This is a genomic window from Yersinia sp. 2545 StPb PI, assembly GCF_052217125.1.
GTDB classification, from domain to species: domain Bacteria; phylum Pseudomonadota; class Gammaproteobacteria; order Enterobacterales; family Enterobacteriaceae; genus Yersinia; species Yersinia enterocolitica_E.
The window spans coordinates 1654362-1671861 of the sequence record NZ_JAZGPY010000001.1; the positions used below are offsets into that span (position 1 = coordinate 1654362).

A 17500-nucleotide genomic window follows, 5' to 3' on the forward strand; every position below is an offset into this window, starting at 1 on the left:
AGAACGGGCGGCATTATTACGACAGGTCTGATAGGCGCGTTACTTCATATTAGTCATCTGTGTTGCTTCGATGACGAGTGTTTCCAGTGGTTTTAGCGTAACAATCGCCGGCTTACTGTAATCGAGTGGCAGAGTTGCATTGGTGCCATATACCGTCTTAAGTGTGAAGCTCGTTGCTTCGCCGCTCGGAATTTCGAAGTTTTTAGTGAGATCTAAATAGTAACTTTGTTCTTTGTCGGATGGATTACGCAATCCAAATACCGCTTTATCTTTATTCCACGAGGCCCAGCCATAAACGTCCAGTGCCGTAGGGTCACCGCCAATCCAATGGGTATCAACCAGCACATCGCTATTTTTCCGTGACCATTTAGCGGCGGTCGCCAGCGTATCCCATTTGTTGTTATTTAACATGGACGGCGTGATGTAAAGCTCTTGTAGTTGGGTTCCCGTTGCAAAGTAGCTCCAGACCTGATCAGCAAAGTCATGGTCGGTCTGCACTTTTTCCAACCCAAAATAGGCATTTTCCGCGCTAACAATGCCGTGGTACATCAGCGAGTTTATCGGGAATAGCGGGCCTTTGCGCACGATGGAACGGTAGGTTTCAGCATCGCGGTAGGTCATCCATTGCTGAGCGGGGGAACCTTTGCCAAACAGGTTGATATTATCGCCCTGACGCCAGATAGCGTCCGCGTAGAACAGCCATGAGGGGCTGGCATCGGTGCCGGTGGTCAGGTTGATAAACAGATCTTTATTGGCCTCGCGCATGTTTTTAATCAGCTCGATGGAGGCGTCAAAGTCAGAGGCGAACTGGCTGCCTGGGATATACGAATTGGCGTTGCCCATACCGTCTAGCTTGAAGGAGGTGATATGTTCGTTTTTGATAAGCTTAATGATTTGCTCATTAAAATTACGGAAGTAATTGGGGCCGGAGAGTGCGAATTTCCCATCAACGGTTTCGAAGCCGTTTTCTTTGGCATGTGAGACGCGAATATCGCGCGGTTTGTTATAGCCTCCCCAAGGTGACAGCCATAAACCTACCGAAGTATGTAAGCTGTCAGCTTTCTGTTTCACTCCGCCGAATCCCTTACTGAATGCTGGGCCGAACAGCCATTTACCGGTGCGGTCATCCCAGCCGTCATCCAGTAGAAAACCATCAAGTTTTACCCCGCGTTTTTTAATCAGTTCGTCGGCGTAGGTATCCATCCGGTTGAGTACTTCTTGCTCGGTGTAGGTGGTGAAGAAACCAATATCCATCCAGCTATTGTAGTGAAGGTAGGGTTGATATGGGCGCGCGCGCATGCTGTTGATAAATTGGTTAAAGCTGCGACGCAACTGGTTGTTTTCTTCAAACGTGCCGAAATACAGGGTGAAGCTGACGGGCGTCTCCATTTTAATCGGTGTTTTTAACGCGACATTCAGATTAGTTGTTGTTTCATATGCATAGGTATTGACGATCGGTTTTTCCGGCAGAATAAAGAAGCTGTCAGCGATAATGGGGGAGCTATTAATTGCGCCGTCCACATAAGGTGCCTGGGATTGCCCTTTGGTTGGGAAGAAGGTGATTTTCGCAACATCCCGTGCCTGACCTTTGGCCTGAATACGGTAGTCAATACTGGCGTATTGACCTTTTAGTACGTTGAGCACCACGGTGACATCAAAATCTTTATGTTCATAGTCGATATGAATTGCATCATCTTTTTGGCTGACATTTTTAATTTTAAAATCGGCTGCGTGAATAACCTCTTCGTTGGGCAGTGTTAGAAAGAACAACTCCACCGGCGCAAGCTTGTGGCCTGAAAGCTTATCTTTCATCACCACCGCTGAGTTTGTATCGTCAAAAGAGAGGGAGATTTTATTGTTATTCAGCAAGTATTCGGAGGCAAAGGCGCCATTGCTCATCAGCAATAATAATAACGAGCTCTTTATGATTGTTCTCATACGATATCCTTGTTATTTGAGGTCCAGAAAGGTTATTTGCATTTTGAGTCGGTGCTTTGAGTCTGATAATGATTAGAATTCATGATGTTACCCGACGGTAGCCGGGCAACATTTTGATGACACAAGATTTATAGCGAGGTTTCAGTTTCGGGGATTAACTTATTAGCTGATCCACAGACGATGATTTTACTGCGCACGACGTCTTTCATGGCATCCATACCGACGCGCATGTAATAGCGCGGGTCGTTACCTTCCGGGTTATCGCCAAACCATTTTTTCACCGCCGCTGCGAAGGCGATTTTCAACTCAGTTGCTACGTTTACTTTGCAAACACCCAGTTCAATGGCTCGTCTGACATAGTCATCAGGGACATCGCTTGCACCATGTAGAACCAATGGAATATCGACGGTTTCATGGATTTCTGCCAGGCGCTGGAAATCAATTTTGGGCCGTTTGGCGTACAGGCCGTGGGCTGTTCCGATCGCAACCGCGAGGCTATCGACACCGGTAAGTTCCACAAAGCGACGCGCTTCTTGTGGGTCAGTGAGAAAAGCACTCTCCTCATCGACATCCATATCGTCTTCCACCCCCCCCAGACGCCCTAACTCAGCTTCAACGCTACAATCGTGGCGATGACAAAAATCGACAACACTCTTCACCAGAGACACATTCTCAGCAAATGGGAAGTGGCTACCGTCAATCATCGCACTGCGTACACCGGCGTTGACCTTGCGGCTGATATCGTCCAGTGACTCGTGATGGTCGAGATGCAGCGCGAGCGGCATGCCATAACTTTCAGAGTAGGCTTCGCACAGTGCGTAGATTTCTTCAAAAGCGATGTGCTTAAAGGTGCCGGGCGTACCTGCAAGGATCACCGGTGATTGCATCTCTTTGCAAACTTCTAGAATGGCCTGAATGGTTTCCGCGTTATGGATATTAAAAGCAGGTACGGCGTAGCGCCGAGCCTGCGCATCCTGCAAAAGATATTTGGTAGAAATAATGCTCATGTAGTGATCCTCTCAGCCTTTCCAGGGATGAATAACGACGCCTTTCACTACACGGTTTACCGTGCCGCTGGCGGAAGGCGTGTCGGGGGTGATACCTGCTTTGATAGATTCGCTGAGAGCGAAAATCTGTGTGTACATCAGGAAGCAGAACGCCTGTTCGACATCAATAAATTCTCGGGCTGCGGGTAACAAAATATGCGGGCCTGCGTCGATTTCTGGGCTGGATTCGGCACAAATCGCTACGACGCGCATCGCTTGTTGGTCGCGGCGCAACTCAGCCAGCAAATCGAGGTCGTATTGACGGGTATAAGGGTGGCTTGAAACAAACACCACAACCAGCGTTTCAGCGTTAACCAGTGATTTTGGTCCGTGGCGAAAGCCGGTGGGGGACTCATAAAACGCCGCTAATTTACCAGCCGTTAGCTCCAGCACTTTCAGTGCTGATTCGCGCGCCACGCCTTGTAATCCGCCACTGCCGAGGTAAACAATCCGTTTAAAGGGAAGGTCACCAAATACGGCAGTGCTAAAGTCGCCCTGCGAAGCAACTATCTGCTTACAGCGCGTTGCTACATCCTGAAAACTGGTGCTGTTGATGACCTCGGGGGCGAAGACAGCCAAACAACTGGCCATCATGGTGCTGATGCTACTGGTCATGGCGAAACCACGGTCATGGGTTTCGGTTGGCATTAACAGCGCCAGTGCGTTATCACTTTTCAACGCATTGTGATACAAGCTGCCGGCTTCATTGCAGGTGATGACCAGATGGTGGCACTGGCTGACGAGTTGGTTGGCTAAGTCCACTGCGGCGACGCTTTCAGGGCTGTTACCAGAGCGTGCAAAGGAGATGAGCAGTGTCGGGCGCTGGGGAGATAAATAGTCAGCAGGGTTAGTAACGAGGTCTGTTGTGGGCACTGCGACAAAATTTCTCTCGCTATGGCGCGACAGCCACGGCGCAATAATATCGCCGATAAATGCTGAGGTACCGGCACCTGTCAGGACAATCTGTAGGTCAGATGTTTGCAGGAGCGGCGCAAGGAAAGTGTCGATATCGTTACGTTGACGTTCAATGTTTTTTAACGATCGGATCCAGCTTGCTGGTTGCTGGCGGATCTCTTTTTCAGTCCAGGTTGATGTGCCGCAAGTACCGGCAGATTGGGTTTCGCTCATAACTCAGTCCTTAGTAGTACATATTCAATGGGTCAGTACAAAGTAGAACATGACAATCTTTCGTTTCATTTCATTTCATCAATTTTATGTCTAAGTGAAAATCTATAGAAAAGAAAACGAAAGGTCAATATAAGAAAAGTAATAAAACGAAAAACGTGATCTGAAAGTGGACTTTTTGGTTTTATTTTATTGATTTATATGGATATATTATATTTATTTAATAAGTGAGCTAGAGCATAAAGAAAGGAAAGGAAAGGTTTGTGGCGGAATTGGCCACAAACCAAAGTGATGTATAATGAAAGGTCTACAGGGCGATTCGTTGTCCATCAATCCAAATGGTTTGTAGCATGAGCCGCGAATCAAGCGCGATAATGTTGGCTCGTTTGCCTGCCAATAGAGAGCCGTATGTGTGGTCAAGCCCCAGCATTTTGGCAGGGTGCAGCGAGGCCATATGAATTGCATCCGCAGCAGGTACACCCACGTTATTGACCAGATTTCGCACCGCTGCATCCAACGAAAGTGTACTTCCGGCCAGCCCGCCAGAGGCAGTACGGACAATACCCTGTTGCATTGTTACTGGATGACCGCAAATCGCATAGTCACCATCAGGCATGCCAGCCGCGCTCATCGCATCGGTTATCAGCAATATTCGAGGCTTGGCGCAGCTACAGCAAAGGCTCATTACTGCGGGGTGAACATGGTGACCATCTGCTATCAACTCAAGCCATGCTCGCTTATCGGTGAGCCCTGCGCCAACCATGCCGGGATTACGGTGATGAAGACCTGTCATACCGTTAAAGCAATGCACCAGTCCATCGGCTCCCACATCAAACGCACGAATAGTTTCTTCATAGTTCGCCGCGCTGTGGCCGAGCATGACCTTTATCCCCTGGCTTTTTAGATGCTTAATTGCCGCCAGCGCACCCGATTTCTCAGGTGCCAATGCCACAACACGTAATGTGTTTTGTGACACGTCAATCAACCTATTTAGCTCGGTAATGTCCAGCTCACGGAACAGCTCCGGTGGATGTGCCCCTTTGTTCTGCGGGGTGAAGTAAGGGCCTTCAAGATAGCTACCCAACACCGTCGCACCTTGTCCACCTTGATGGTAGCGCAGCGCAATACGCCGCAGTGCACACTCTATTTCCCCAAGGGGAGCGGTGACGGTGGTCGGCAACCAGCCACCCACCCCTTCGCGTGCTTTATACAATGCCAACTGATCCAGTATCTCTGGCGAGTCATCCATGACATCGACACCATCACCGCCGTGGACATGAATATCGATATAGGCTGGGCACAGTAGTTCAACGTCGCGCAGCGTAACCCCTGCGGGGATTGGCTCGATGGCCACGATGGTGTTGCCATCTATGTGTAACTGATGATCGTCGAGCCAGCCATGCTCGGTTAGCACCCGTCTGGCCCGCAACAGTGCTGTCATATTCCTTCCTCGACAGGGGTGGCTTCGCGATAACGGCCCATTTCGTCCACCAGACTGGTCAACCCTCGGTGACCACACTCTAGCGCTTGAAGGCGGAACTCTTTACTACTGAGGCCATCGCGCTCCAGCACCATCTCCAGCAAAAGCTGTAGATTTACTCCGGTGATCACTTCACGTTCTGCTTTCTGCATTGCCAGCGTCGAGGCCACGCGGAAGGGGGTACCTCCGAGCAAATCCGTCAAAAAAATTAGCCCTTCTTTTTCATCCAGATTAGCTAACGCCTCTTCAAACTGAGCGGTAAGCAGCGCGGTGGAGGAGCTTTCAGGAAAATCGATGGCTATCACTTGCTGTTGTTCGCCAAGTATTTGTTTCATCGCTTTTTCCAGTCCGGTGGCAAACCCACCGTGACCGCTAAGAATAATGCTTAACATGGAGTTTCCTCTTGCTTACAAAAAGTGGCCAAATTTTCCAACAACGCCTAATACCACGGTCAGCCCGATGAGTCGCAGAGGGCTCCAGCCACGGCGCACTAACCAGTACATCGTGAGGGTGTATACCAGTGGAAGGAAGGCTGGCATCAGTTTGTCGATAACATCGGTTTGCAGCTTAACCACAGCATCGCCTGCGGTGATTTCAAGCGTGGTGGACAAGCGAACGTAGGTGGCGACAAGTGCACCGATCACCGTCATCCCAACGATAGACGCCGCTCGCCCCACTTTAAGTGTATTGGCTTTGATTAGCGGGATAGCCGCGACACCCATGCGATAGGCATAGTGAGCAAGCCCGAAACGAAGCCCAAGATGGACGACATTAAACATCACGAGAAATACGATGGCGCCGAGGATCGAACCTTGCAGAGCCAAACTGGCTCCAATACCGCCACAGATGGGGAGCAAGGTCAGCCAAAACATCGCATCACCAATCCCTCCCAGTGGCGCACCAACGGCGATTTTCGTACTTTGAATACTGTTCACATCCTGTTTTGAACGTTCCATCGCCAGTATGATGCCGATGACAAACGTCACCAAGAAAGGATGGGTGTTGAAGAACCCCATATGGCCTTTCATCGCCCGCGCCAGATCATTTTTATTGGTGTGGATCTTTTTCAGCGCGGGCAATATGCCATACAGCCAGCCGGAAGCCTGCATACGCTCATAGTTAAATGAGGCTTGCAGCAGCATGGAACGCCATGCCACGCGGTTGATATCTTTCTTTGTCAGCTCCGCACCGATACTTTGGTCTTCATAGATATTGTCGTTGCTATCAATGACCGGCTTTTCAGTGACGTTAGCGCTTGGCAGAACCTGAGTATTAGATGCCATCTTCGAATTCCTCTTTCTGAGTGCTGGAAGTCTGCTGCGGAGTTGAGTCTTTACGCATGAAATCGATTAACGCCATTGCCAAGGCTGCGGCGGCAATCGCCAGTACCGGCAGTTTCAGCCAGGCCGCAGCAACAAAGCCAAGAATGAAGTAGGGGATATAAACGTTTTTCATCATTATTTTCAGCAATACGGCAAAGCCGATTGCAGGCATGATGCCACCGGCGACACCAAGGCCATCTATCAGGCGGGCTGGCAAGACATCAATGACCGTCTTCGCATGCTCAGCACCAAAATAGATGGGCAAGAATGCACACAGAAAATAGAACGTCCCCAGAGCCAGCAGGGCCAGATAATTAACGCGTTCAATGCCGTCGGTATCCGCATTTGCCGCCATCCGGTCGCAGCGCGCCATCACACCAGACATGATAGAGAATAAGAAGGTGATGCCCATTTGCACCGCCACGGCGAACGGCACGGCAACCCCAACCGCGACCTCCGGTTTTACACCGGCAGTAATAGCAAAAGCCGTGCCGACAATAGTACCGATAATCACATTCGGCGGCTGGGCACCGGCCAGTGGAGCAAGCCCCATCCAGACCAGTTCCAGAGTACCACCAGTGAGTATCCCCATATGAAGGTCGCCAAGGATCAGGCCAACCAACGGCCCAAGGACCACCGGGCGGTGCATATGTGTCAGGCCGTTGAACATATCCAAGCCAGCAATAAAGGCCAGAATCCCCAACGCGGATGCCTGTAATAAGCTAATTTCCATAGAAAATACCTCAGAGGAGTTTGTAGAGATCCTGAGCGGGCTCGGTCGGCACGCCCTGAATAAAACATTCCACCCCTGCTTTTCTCAGGCCATAGAAAGCGGCAATATCCTGATCATCGACAGAGACGGTTTTCGCTATTTGTTGTTTACCTTCGGCATAATGCATGTTGCCGACATTGATTCGGGCCACGGGTACGTCACCGTTGACCAGCGTTAGAAAGTCTTCGGGACTTTTGCAGACCAGTAAAATTTTCTGCCGATCGGTTGCACGATGAATATTGTCGATCACTTTTTGCAGTGGCCAGAAGCGCACGGCAATCCCTTCTGCCAGAACCATTTCCATCAGGTTTTGTTGAACCTGATCTTCGGCAACTTCATCATTGGCAACCAACACCAGATTTGCTCCGGCAAAACCAACCCATTGAACACCAACCTGGCCGTGAATCAGGCGCTCATCAATACGACTTAATACAATGTTTGGCATGTTTTATTCCTTATTATCATTGTGTTAATGGGATGACGATGTTCCCATGCAGGCTGCATGGTACTGGCGCAATACATCCTGAATATGGTCAATAATCAGTTCGTGCGGTGTTGCCGCGAGCCGGCCTTCACGGACCTTAACGTATTGAAGTGGCAGATACTGGCTGATCAACGGCAAGGGCAGCGGTTTGTCCGTTAAATTATTTACTAACCGAGCATAAGCCTCGTCAATGTGGTGATCGGGCCAGTAGTAACGAACGCGATCAGAATAGCTGTAGCCGCGCGCCAGACGACGTTCATCGTTATTACCGTGATAATGCTGTTTCCAGTGCTCCGGGTGTTCCTGCATGACGCTTTCCAGCACATCTCGTAGCCCCGAACATTGGTATGCGGGGCGGAGTTCCTGCTCGATAGCGGCCAGTGAAAATAGCGCTTCACGTAACGCGAAAGTGAGTGCCGGACCCACTTTCAAAATGGCAAAGTGGTGCTGAACTAGCTGTTGTAGGGCGAGCGGAGTTTGGTAATCGGTGGAGTGAGCTTCAAAGACCATCGTGTCAAACTCTTCGATAGTCTGGCTCAGAGCAAGAGATTTCTCAGGTTGATAATCAATAACATGAGTATGATCGAATTCTACACCGGGTTGGACGACTAGCCCGATAATGCGTGGCCACAGGTCGTGCAGACCTTGTTGTTCAAAAGCATGACGATGAGCTTCAAGCGTTGCTTTTGCCGCTTGGGGAGAGGTAACCATCAGCGTTGACAGCGTTTCATGTGCTCCTCCTGGAACAGGGACTTCCGTTCCAATAACATAAACCAGATCAGACGAACCTTGTTTTTCCTTGCGGGTCTGTTCTGCAATTAAGGCAAGCCTTGCTGCTCTCCCGGCGACGATTTCATCTGTTAATGGCACTGGGTCATCCGCACAAGACATACTGCAATCAAGGTGAATTTTCTTAAAGCCAGCCGCGACATAATGGCGAATAAGTTCTTCTGCATGAAACATCGCTTCTGCGGCTGGGGCGTTTTGCCAGCGATTTGGCCCCAGATGATCGCCCCCTAACACCAACTGATTGCGAGGGAAGTGGTGTTTATCCGCCATTTGCTCAACAAAACCACGGAAGTCATCTGGGGTCATACCGGTATAGCCGCCATACTGATCCACCTGATTGGAGGTGGCTTCTATTAATAAGATGGATTGCGCGTCCCGGGCGTGGCGCATTGCTGCTTCCAGAACCAATGGGTGAGCAGAACAGACGGCAAAAATGCCACATCGCTTATCGTGCTTATGGTCGGCCACAAACTCGGTTAAATGTTTCACTTTCCTCTCCGTATGGGGTTTTGATTACTTTAGTCTTTCGGTTTGTTTCATTGATACTGCTTTATGGGTTGATAAAAACAAAACGAAAGATAATGGAAATGGGATCTGTTTCGCAAAAGAAACATAATGAAAGGCTTTTTTATCGGGTGGTAGCACGGTTTGGCCTGATGTAAAGACTTGCTTTCCGGCAAAAGAAAGGTGTTAATAGATAAAGTGAAATGAAACGAAAGGCTTTTGGGAAGGATCTGATATGAGCAATACCGATTCAGTAATGGACAAGCGTATAACGGGTACCAGTGAAAGGCGTGAGCAGATCATTCAGCGGCTTCGTCAGCAAGGAAGTGTTCAGGTTAATGATTTATCGTCATTCTTTGGTGTTTCTACGGTGACTATCCGCAACGATTTGGCCTTTCTGGAAAAGCAGGGGATTGCTGTACGTGCATACGGCGGTGCGCTGGTGTGTGATGCTGGCACACCTGGCGTTGAACCCACGGTAGAAGATAAAAGCTCCCTTAATATTTCTTTAAAACGCGATATTGCTCGCGTTGCTGCAAATCTGATTAAACCTGGGCACCGCGTGATTCTAGACTCGGGCACGACCACTAATGAAATAGCGCGTCATATGCGTAATCATAAGGAGGTCATTGCTATGACAAACGGTATGAATGTGGCGAACGCGCTGCTTGAGGCTGAGGGCGTGGAATTGCTGATGACAGGAGGGCACTTACGCCGCCAGTCCCTTTCCTTCTATGGGGATCAGGCTGACCAGTCCTTGCAAAATTATCATTTCGATATACTTTTTCTGGGGGTAGACGCCATCAGTCTTGAGCGCGGTGTGAGCACGCATAATGAAGACGAAGCTCGCCTAAATCGCCGAATGTGTGAAGTCGTGGAACGCATCATTGTGGTCACTGATTCCAGTAAATTTAACCGCTCCAGCCTGCATAAAATAATTGATACCCAGCGCATACATATGGTTATCACCGATAAAGGTATTCCAGAGGAAAGTTTGAATGGATTACGAAAAGGTGGGATTGAAGTGCTCCTTGTTGGGGAATAAAAACCGTCTCTTGACCACCTGTTAGCCTACCCCTATTAAAGTAAAGTCCCCGCCAATAGGCCGGGACTTTGTCAGTAATCTAAGGGGAAGCGTGCTGTTCGGGCCGTAAACGACGCGAAACGCCGGAGTGCCCGTTGGTACGCTTAACCCTTGGTTCTTCTGGTGGCTAAGCCCCAGCAGGAACCGCATGCGCGGTGTTTTTCAGCACCGGTCCGGTATACTTCTCAATCTCAAGCTGCGCCATTTGCCCACAGTTACCCTGCGCCAGACTGGAAGAACCAATATCGAAAGTCAGGCAGTTGATATTGCCGTTCTTACAAAGGGAACCCGGTACCGCTGGATCCGCCGGGTCAAACCATGCCCCTTCGCTGATGCGCACCACCCCTGGACGTACATCTTCAGATACCACAGCACCTACCAATATCTGCCCACGGTCATTGAACGCACGGACTAAATCGCCATTAACAATGTTACGCCCCTTGGCATCCTGTGGGCTTATCAGTATCGCTTCCCGATCGGCCACGGCGTATTTTTCACGTAGTGGTGTGTTATCTAACTGTGAATGCAGCCGGTTGATTGGGTGTGCGGTGTTTAGCGACAGTGGATATTTCTTCGCTTCCACCCCGCGATACCATTCATGAGGTGGCATCCAGGTCGGGATCCCCTGACAATCGGCGTATTCCATTTTAGCGATAGTATCGGAGTAGATCTCAATCTTGCCAGACGGGGTACCCAGCGGGTTGAGCAATGGATTGTCACGATAATCAGCAAAGCGCACCCACTGCTGGTTCGCTTCGGGGATAGGGAAGCGAATGTAGTTGTTCGATTGCCAGAACATATCGAATGGCGGCAGGGCGACCCGTGCGGTACGGGCCTGTGACTTCATATCGTCGTACATCGCTTTCAGCCACTGAGTCTCATCTTTGCCCTCGGTAAAGGCATCAATCACCCCCAGCTTGGTGGCCATCGCCGCGAAGATATCAAAATCATTACGCGCTTCATGCTGTGGCGGTACGCACTGGTGCATCGGGAAGACATAAAGTTGTGAGTAGTCGCCGCCCATTTCCAGATCATTACGCTCATAGCTGGTGGTCGCCGGTAATACAATATCGGCGTGCTTGGCGGTGGCGGTCCAATAGGGTTCGTTAACCACAATGGTTTCAGGGTGCTGCCAGGCTTTCACCAGATTGTTGGTATCCTGATGCTGATGGAAAGTATTGCCACCGGCCACATAGACCATTTTGACATCTGGATAGGTGACTTTGGTGCCATTGAAATCAATGACTTTCCCTGGATTGGCCAAACATTCGGCAATCCGCGCCACTGGAATCGGCGATGGTGAGTTCTTCGGTGCACTCCCGGCAGAAATCCCCGGTAAAATGCCGCCCTTGGCCGTTGGGCTACCGCCAGAGGAGTAGTGATAGCTGAAGCCAAAGCCGCCACCCGGCAGGCCAATTTGGCCCAGCATTGCCGCGACCGTGACCAGTAACCAGTGTTGCTGCTCACCGTGATGCTGACGTTGAATCCCCCAACCCCCCATAATCATGGTGCGCTGTTTAGCCATATCTCGCGCCAGTTGGCGCAACACATCGGCATCCACACCACTGATATCCGCCGCCCATTCTGCGTTTTTCGGCTGACCGTCAGTTTCACCGAGCAGATAGGCCTGGAATTTATCAAAACCAATGGTGTAGGTTTTTATAAAGTCAGGATTATGCAGTTTTTCTGTCAATAGCGTATGGGCGATACCGATCAACATGGCGCTGTCGGTATATGGCCGTGGCGCAATCCATTGTGCATTGGTGAATTTGGCACTGTCGTTATGCACCGGATCAATACTGATAACTTTGGTACCTTTCTTCTTCAGCGCTTCAAAACCAGTTTGACCCACATGATCGGGGATATTCCAACTGTTTTTCAAGGTGATCATCGGGTTACAGCCCCAGAGGATCACCAGTTCACTGTTATCTACCACGTTTGGCCAGGCCGTCTGCTGTTCGTAGACCTCCATTGACCCCATGACGTGGGTCATAATCACCTGTGCCGCACCGGTTGAATAGTCACCGGCATAGCCCAAAAAACCCCCACTCAGGTTCATTAAGCGTTGTAGTAGCGTGCGGCTGTTATGTAGCATCCCCACACTTTTCCAGCCATAAGATCCGGCGTACAGCGCTTGCGGACCGTGGTCTTTCTGCACCCGCACAATTTCGCCGCATACCAGTTCAGTGGCTTTATCCCAACTGACGCGTACCCACTCATCCCGGCCACGCAGTTCGGTATGGCTGCCGGGGCCGCCTTCCAACCAACTTTTACGCACCATCGGGTATTTGATGCGGTTATCGGCATGCACCTGATAGGGTGCCATAGTGATCAGGTCATTCGGCCATGGATCATCTTTGACAGGTTGCACACCGATCATCCGGCCGTTCTCAACGATAGCTTCAAATGCGCCCCAATGAGCGCCGGTCAGAATACCTTTTTGCGCCTGACGCAGTGCCAGAAACTGTGGTAATGCCTGACTGATGGCTTGGGCTAATGCAGATTTGGGCCACAGGCCACCAACGATAGGCAATACAGCCAGTGCGCTGGTTCCGAGTAAGAAGCGACGGCGGCTCATTTCTAACGGTTGTTGTTCGTATTTAGTCATTTTCGCCTCTTATTTACAGCTTGGCCGGCATATCACTGGCATGTTTTTGTACATACTGTGTCATCACACGCAACTGTTCCTGAGTCAGGGAGGTGCGTGGTGCCATGCCTTTGATTACCCCAATCCATTGGTTAGCGTTGAAGCGATCCAGTGCGGTTAAACCGTGGCAGCCGGTACAGTTGGCCGACATCATATCTGCGGCATAGCGCCAAATTTTCTGTTGATCATCAACGAGTTGTTTCTTAGGTAACCACACCTGTAGTGCAACTTGATGCCAAACCAGATTGGTTTCTGCATCGGTCTGCGTATTCAATGTTTTCAGCGCTTTTTGTGCGTCCTCGCCCAGTAATACACTCAGAATACGTTTCCCTTGTGCGGCATAGAACACTTCGGCCACCCCATCTTGCTGCCAGCCTTTAACATCAACCAACACCTGATCACCTTGCTGTTTTACCACTTCAACTTGTGTTGAGGGCATCAGGTTACCGGCGTTATGGCTGTCACCAGCATTCATAAAGAAAGGCTCGGTGGCGATGGTATATAAAGTGGTCGCCGTTGCGGGTGTTTGTGCCGCCGCAGTTGCCAACTCTGCCGCGCCAGCCTGGGTCACCTCACTCATATCCGGCAGGATATGGGCCACACCTTTATGGCAATCGATACAGGTTTCACCTTGCTTAATTGCCACCGGATGCTGAATCCGCGCTTCAGCACTTTGTCCGGTGATATCCATCGCATCAAAGCTGTGACATGAGCGGCAAGTGGCCGAGTCATTCTCTTTTAGCGTTTTCCATACCGACTGCGCCATGGCGAGTTTATGGGCTTCATATTTCTCAGGTGTATTAATAGTGCCAACCATTTCACCGTAGATATCTTTGACCGCGCGGATTTTGGTCCACAGATAATCAAGCGGTTCGTGTGGCACATGGCAGTCAGCACATTCAGCACGGATGCCTTTGGTGTTTTGGAAGTGGACACTGCCTTGATATTCAGCCAATGGCTGTTGCATGGTGTGACAGGACACGCAGAACGCGGTATCACTGGTTTTATGAAAGACGGTGGCGGTACCTGCTAATAGTGCAGCACCAATAATGATGCCGATCAGCAGGAGCCATAACCATCCCCACCGGCGTCGCTTCACGAAGCCAGTTTGTTTCTTGCTCATAAATTGCCCCACTTAATATATCTAATAGTTATTGGTAAAACGAAGTTATCTAATGCCTCGATACTCAAAAGGCCAGATAATCTGCCAACAGACCCTTATCCACTAGCGATAAGTATTCCCCATAAAATAAGTAGGTCTATTGTAGGGGGATTTGGTGCTGATGACTAACTCGTTAGGGGTATTTAGCAATATTAGTTCAGATTTGCTGAATATAAATGCGAGGTATCAGTCAGTTTTAGCGCTATACCACAAATAACTCTCTGAATTAAAGGGTTATATACCTTGTTATATAACCTAAATAATTCAAGTTACAGGAAGGCGGCAACGAAATGAACCCAAGGAGTTGAGATAACTCAATGACTCGGGTGAGTGATGGCAGCCAACGCACATGCAGCTTGAAGTATGACGGGTATAGCGCTATTTTTTAGTCGAAGGGATAATAGAACTGCTTATTTAACCATAAATCGATGGCATGACGACTGGCTTCAAAATGAGGTTCGGGTAATTCCCGCGGATTGCACCATAGCCATTGCTGACACTTGTCTGGTTCTTTCAGCTCTGGCTGCCCACCGGCGTGTTGCGCCAACAAGCAAACGGAAACGGTATGTTTACCTTCTGCGCGCCAGGTGGCGATGTTATTGCATAACGCGATAACACTTATATCTTTGATATTTAAGCCTGTTTCTTCGGCTATTTCACGTTTTGCGGCTTGTTCAAAAGACTCTCCAGCCTCCATGTGACCACCGGGAATCGACCAATAAGGGGCGTGCTGACCGCAACGTTTACCCAGTAACACCTCACCTTGTTGATTAACGATAATGACACCCACACCGACTGCAACGGACATTGTACGGACTCCTGTTAAATGAAGGTCAGCAACCATCAGCTATTATGGTTTTTTTACTGCTGACGGAGTTATATTCACCACGAAAATGTGCGGGCTGTCAAAAATCCATCAAGAATAGAAGCAGAAAACTTGCATATATTCTCAGTCGGAAACACACTACTTGAAACGTTTCAGCGTTATCTCGTCACCAAATGATAAAGGGTAACGCTCCTTTTTCTCATTAAAGCTGAAACGATTCAATTTCAGCAAGAGAGGAGATTTATGTTCCAGTTATCTACGCAAGATATCCATCTGGCTGCACAGGCAGACAGCAAAAACGATGCTATTACTCAGGTTGCTGCAGCACTTACTCAGGCTGGCTGTGTTGCCGCCGCTTATGTCGATGGCATGCTGGCCCGCGAGCAGCAAACCTCTACTTACCTGGGTAATGGCATTGCCATTCCACATGGTACCACTGATACTCGCGACCTGGTGCTAAACACCGGTGTGCAAGTTTTCCAATTCCCGCAGGGTATTGCATGGGGCGAAGATCAAACCGCCTATATTGTAATCGGTATCGCCGCGCGTTCAGATGAACATCTGGCATTGTTACGCCAACTGACCCATGTATTAAGTGATGATGCCGTTGCTGCACGTCTGGCGAAAACTACCTCGGCTGAAGAGTTACGCAGTTTGCTGATGGGTGAGCAAAAAACCGCTGAATTCCATTTTGACACGTCACTGATCGCAATCGATGTGGCGGCTGACAATCTGATCACGCTGCAAGCACTGAATGCCGGTCGCTTGCAACAAATTGGCGCAGTAGATGCTCATTTTGTCAGCGATGTCATTACCCGTGAGCCACTCAATTTGGGACAGGGTATCTGGCTGAGCGACAGTACTGAAGGTAATTTGGTCAGTGCTGCCACAGTAAGCCGCCCGGTAGCTGCATTTGAGCACCATGGCGAAAAAGTGGCGCTGTTGCTGACGCTCTCCGTGGCCGATGACCAACCGCTGTCGGTATTGAACTATTTAAGTGATTTACTGTTGGCGAAAAAAGCTGACGCTTTGCTGAACGCTGATGCTGCCGCCTTGCTAGCGTTGCTCACCAGTGAGTATGTCGAGCAGAATGAAGTATTAAGCGCTGAGTTTGCTATCCGTAATGAACACGGGTTACATGCGCGCCCAGGGACGATTTTAGTCAATACAATCAAACAGTTTACCAGTGAAATCACCGTGACCAATCTGGACGGCACCGGTAAACCCGCTAATGGACGTAGTCTGATGAAAGTTGTGGCTTTAGGGGTTAAAAAAGGCAATCGCCTGCGCTTTACCGCCAGTGGTGAAGATGCACAAGCAGCATTGGATGCTATTGGTGAAGCTATCGCCGCCGGTTTGGGCGAGGGGGCAGCATGAGCAGAAGAGTTGCAACCATCACGCTGAACCCAGCTTATGATCTGGTGGGTTTTTGCCCTGAAATTGAACGCGGTGAAGTTAATTTGGTGAAAACTGCCGGCCTGCATGCCGCTGGTAAAGGGATTAATGTTGCCAAGGTGCTGAAAGACCTAGGGATTGATGTCACGGTCGGTGGCTTCCTGGGTAAAGATAACCAAGACGGTTTTCAACTGTTATTCAGCGAGCTGGGTATTGCTAACCGCTTTCAGGTGGTACCGGGCCGTACTCGCATTAACGTCAAGCTGACAGAAAAAGATGGCGAAGTGACCGATTTCAACTTCTCCGGTTTTGAAGTCAATAAACCGGATTGGGATCGTTTTGTCACTGACTCGCTGAGCTGGTTGGGGCAATTCGATATGGTCGCGGTCAGTGGTAGCTTGCCCGAGGGCGTAAACCCTGATGACTTTACCGATTGGATGAAACGCCTGCGTAGCCAATGCCCGTGCATTATTTTCGACAGCAGTCGTGAAGCATTGGTCGCAGGCCTGAAAGCCTCACCTTGGTTGGTGAAACCCAATCGTCGTGAACTGGAGATCTGGGCGGGTCGTCCATTACCTGAATTGGGTGATGTGGTAGAAGCCGCACACGCTCTGCGTGATCAAGGGATTGCTCATGTGGTGATTTCTCTCGGGGCTGAAGGGGCATTGTGGGTCAATGCGTCGGGTGCCTGGTTGGCAAAACCACCCGCCTGTGAAGTGGTCAGTACCGTCGGTGCTGGTGACTCCATGGTCGGTGGCCTGATTTATGGTTTGTTAATGCGCGAGTCCAGCGAGCACACGCTGCGTCTGGCAACAGCAGTTGCAGCTTTGGCGGTGAGTCAGAGCAATGTTGGTATTACGGATCGCCCGCAGTTGGCAGCCATGATGGCAAGAGTCGACCTGAAACCCTTTAATTAATCCCTGGAG

At 49.9% G+C, this 17500-nt stretch carries 15 protein-coding genes; 3 read left to right on the plus strand and 12 right to left on the minus strand.

The genetic code is table 11. The features are described from left to right. Positions 1–39: 39 nt before the first annotated feature. The 9 genes from V1955_RS07580 to kbaZ all read right to left on the minus strand — a co-directional run bounded on the left by V1955_RS07580 (position 40) and on the right by kbaZ (position 9445). Positions 40–1938 carry an enterotoxin gene (locus V1955_RS07580; RefSeq protein WP_442820733.1) on the minus strand — a complete coding sequence of 633 codons (1899 nt, stop codon included), beginning with the start codon at positions 1936–1938 and terminating at the stop codon, positions 40–42. Between the two features lie 128 nt (positions 1939–2066). Further along, positions 2067–2945 carry a tagatose-bisphosphate aldolase subunit KbaY gene (gene kbaY / locus V1955_RS07585; protein WP_042568261.1) on the minus strand — a complete coding sequence of 293 codons (879 nt, stop codon included), beginning with the start codon at positions 2943–2945 and terminating at the stop codon, positions 2067–2069. A 12-nt stretch (positions 2946–2957) separates the two neighbouring features. Beyond that, positions 2958–4112, minus strand: coding sequence for an SIS domain-containing protein (locus tag V1955_RS07590; RefSeq protein ID WP_083158367.1), 1155 nt, complete (start codon positions 4110–4112; stop codon positions 2958–2960). Positions 4113–4416: 304 nt separating this feature from the next. Then, positions 4417–5550, minus strand: a complete 1134-nt coding sequence (gene nagA / locus V1955_RS07595) for an N-acetylglucosamine-6-phosphate deacetylase (RefSeq protein ID WP_442820734.1) — start codon at positions 5548–5550, stop codon at positions 4417–4419. Continuing rightward, the gene (gene agaF, locus V1955_RS07600) at positions 5547–5981 is read right to left on the minus strand and encodes a PTS galactosamine/N-acetylgalactosamine transporter subunit IIA (protein WP_442820735.1); all 435 of its coding nucleotides are present in this window, start codon (positions 5979–5981) and stop codon (positions 5547–5549) included. The genes nagA and agaF overlap by 4 nt, the downstream gene beginning before the upstream one ends. A gap of 15 nt (positions 5982–5996) precedes the next feature. After that, complete coding sequence (agaE, locus tag V1955_RS07605; RefSeq protein WP_083158369.1) at positions 5997–6872, minus strand: PTS N-acetylgalactosamine transporter subunit IID; 876 nt, start codon at positions 6870–6872, stop codon at positions 5997–5999. After that, positions 6862–7644, minus strand: coding sequence for a PTS N-acetylgalactosamine transporter subunit IIC (agaW, locus tag V1955_RS07610; RefSeq protein ID WP_005193049.1), 783 nt, complete (start codon positions 7642–7644; stop codon positions 6862–6864). Before agaW ends, agaE begins: the two co-directional genes overlap by 11 nt. 10 nt (positions 7645–7654) lie before the next feature. Then, complete coding sequence (agaV, locus tag V1955_RS07615) at positions 7655–8128, minus strand: PTS N-acetylgalactosamine transporter subunit IIB (RefSeq protein WP_083158371.1); 474 nt, start codon at positions 8126–8128, stop codon at positions 7655–7657. 24 nt (positions 8129–8152) lie between these two features. Beyond that, the gene (kbaZ, locus tag V1955_RS07620; protein WP_442820736.1) at positions 8153–9445 is read right to left on the minus strand and encodes a tagatose-bisphosphate aldolase subunit KbaZ; all 1293 of its coding nucleotides are present in this window, start codon (positions 9443–9445) and stop codon (positions 8153–8155) included. A gap of 250 nt (positions 9446–9695) precedes the next feature. Here kbaZ and V1955_RS07625 point away from each other — a divergent pair, with 250 nt between their 5' ends. After that, positions 9696–10505: a DeoR family transcriptional regulator gene (locus V1955_RS07625; protein ID WP_442820737.1), complete on the plus strand. Its 810-nt coding sequence runs from the start codon at positions 9696–9698 to the stop codon at positions 10503–10505. Positions 10506–10671: 166 nt separating this feature from the next. Here the strand turns inward: V1955_RS07625 and torA are convergent, their stop codons facing one another. The 3 genes from torA to V1955_RS07640 all read right to left on the minus strand — a co-directional run bounded on the left by torA (position 10672) and on the right by V1955_RS07640 (position 15161). Next, on the minus strand, positions 10672–13152 hold the full coding sequence (torA, locus tag V1955_RS07630; protein WP_083158373.1) for a trimethylamine-N-oxide reductase TorA: 2481 nt from the start codon (positions 13150–13152) through the stop codon (positions 10672–10674). A 13-nt stretch (positions 13153–13165) separates the two neighbouring features. Continuing rightward, positions 13166–14314: a NapC/NirT family cytochrome c gene (locus V1955_RS07635; protein WP_083158374.1), complete on the minus strand. Its 1149-nt coding sequence runs from the start codon at positions 14312–14314 to the stop codon at positions 13166–13168. A 424-nt stretch (positions 14315–14738) separates the two neighbouring features. Then, a complete protein-coding gene (locus V1955_RS07640; protein WP_083158375.1) occupies positions 14739–15161 on the minus strand; it encodes a nucleotide triphosphate diphosphatase NUDT15 in 423 nt (140 codons plus the stop codon). Positions 15162–15422: 261 nt separating this feature from the next. Between V1955_RS07640 and fruB the strand changes: the two genes are divergently transcribed. Continuing rightward, positions 15423–16556 carry a fused PTS fructose transporter subunit IIA/HPr protein gene (gene fruB / locus V1955_RS07645; RefSeq protein ID WP_083158376.1) on the plus strand — a complete coding sequence of 378 codons (1134 nt, stop codon included), beginning with the start codon at positions 15423–15425 and terminating at the stop codon, positions 16554–16556. Next, on the plus strand, positions 16553–17491 hold the full coding sequence (gene fruK / locus V1955_RS07650) for a 1-phosphofructokinase (protein WP_083158377.1): 939 nt from the start codon (positions 16553–16555) through the stop codon (positions 17489–17491). Before fruB ends, fruK begins: the two co-directional genes overlap by 4 nt. Positions 17492–17500 lie beyond the last annotated feature (9 nt).

Bases quoted from the DNA above. Each gene is read 5' to 3' on its own strand.
- V1955_RS07580 (WP_442820733.1), bottom strand. From the start codon at position 1,938: ATGAGAACAATCATAAAGAGCTCGTTATTATTATTGCTGATGAGCAAT.
- kbaY (WP_042568261.1), bottom strand. From the start codon at position 2,945: ATGAGCATTATTTCTACCAAATATCTTTTGCAGGATGCGCAGGCTCGG.
- V1955_RS07590 (WP_083158367.1), bottom strand. From the start codon at position 4,112: ATGAGCGAAACCCAATCTGCCGGTACTTGCGGCACATCAACCTGGACT.
- nagA (WP_442820734.1), bottom strand. From the start codon at position 5,550: ATGACAGCACTGTTGCGGGCCAGACGGGTGCTAACCGAGCATGGCTGG.
- agaF (WP_442820735.1), bottom strand. From the start codon at position 5,981: ATGTTAAGCATTATTCTTAGCGGTCACGGTGGGTTTGCCACCGGACTG.
- agaE (WP_083158369.1), bottom strand. From the start codon at position 6,872: ATGGCATCTAATACTCAGGTTCTGCCAAGCGCTAACGTCACTGAAAAG.
- agaW (WP_005193049.1), bottom strand. From the start codon at position 7,644: ATGGAAATTAGCTTATTACAGGCATCCGCGTTGGGGATTCTGGCCTTT.
- agaV (WP_083158371.1), bottom strand. From the start codon at position 8,128: ATGCCAAACATTGTATTAAGTCGTATTGATGAGCGCCTGATTCACGGC.
- V1955_RS07625 (WP_442820737.1), top strand. From the start codon at position 9,696: ATGAGCAATACCGATTCAGTAATGGACAAGCGTATAACGGGTACCAGT.
- torA (WP_083158373.1), bottom strand. From the start codon at position 13,152: ATGACTAAATACGAACAACAACCGTTAGAAATGAGCCGCCGTCGCTTC.
- V1955_RS07635 (WP_083158374.1), bottom strand. From the start codon at position 14,314: ATGAGCAAGAAACAAACTGGCTTCGTGAAGCGACGCCGGTGGGGATGG.
- V1955_RS07640 (WP_083158375.1), bottom strand. From the start codon at position 15,161: ATGTCCGTTGCAGTCGGTGTGGGTGTCATTATCGTTAATCAACAAGGT.
- fruB (WP_083158376.1), top strand. From the start codon at position 15,423: ATGTTCCAGTTATCTACGCAAGATATCCATCTGGCTGCACAGGCAGAC.
- fruK (WP_083158377.1), top strand. From the start codon at position 16,553: ATGAGCAGAAGAGTTGCAACCATCACGCTGAACCCAGCTTATGATCTG.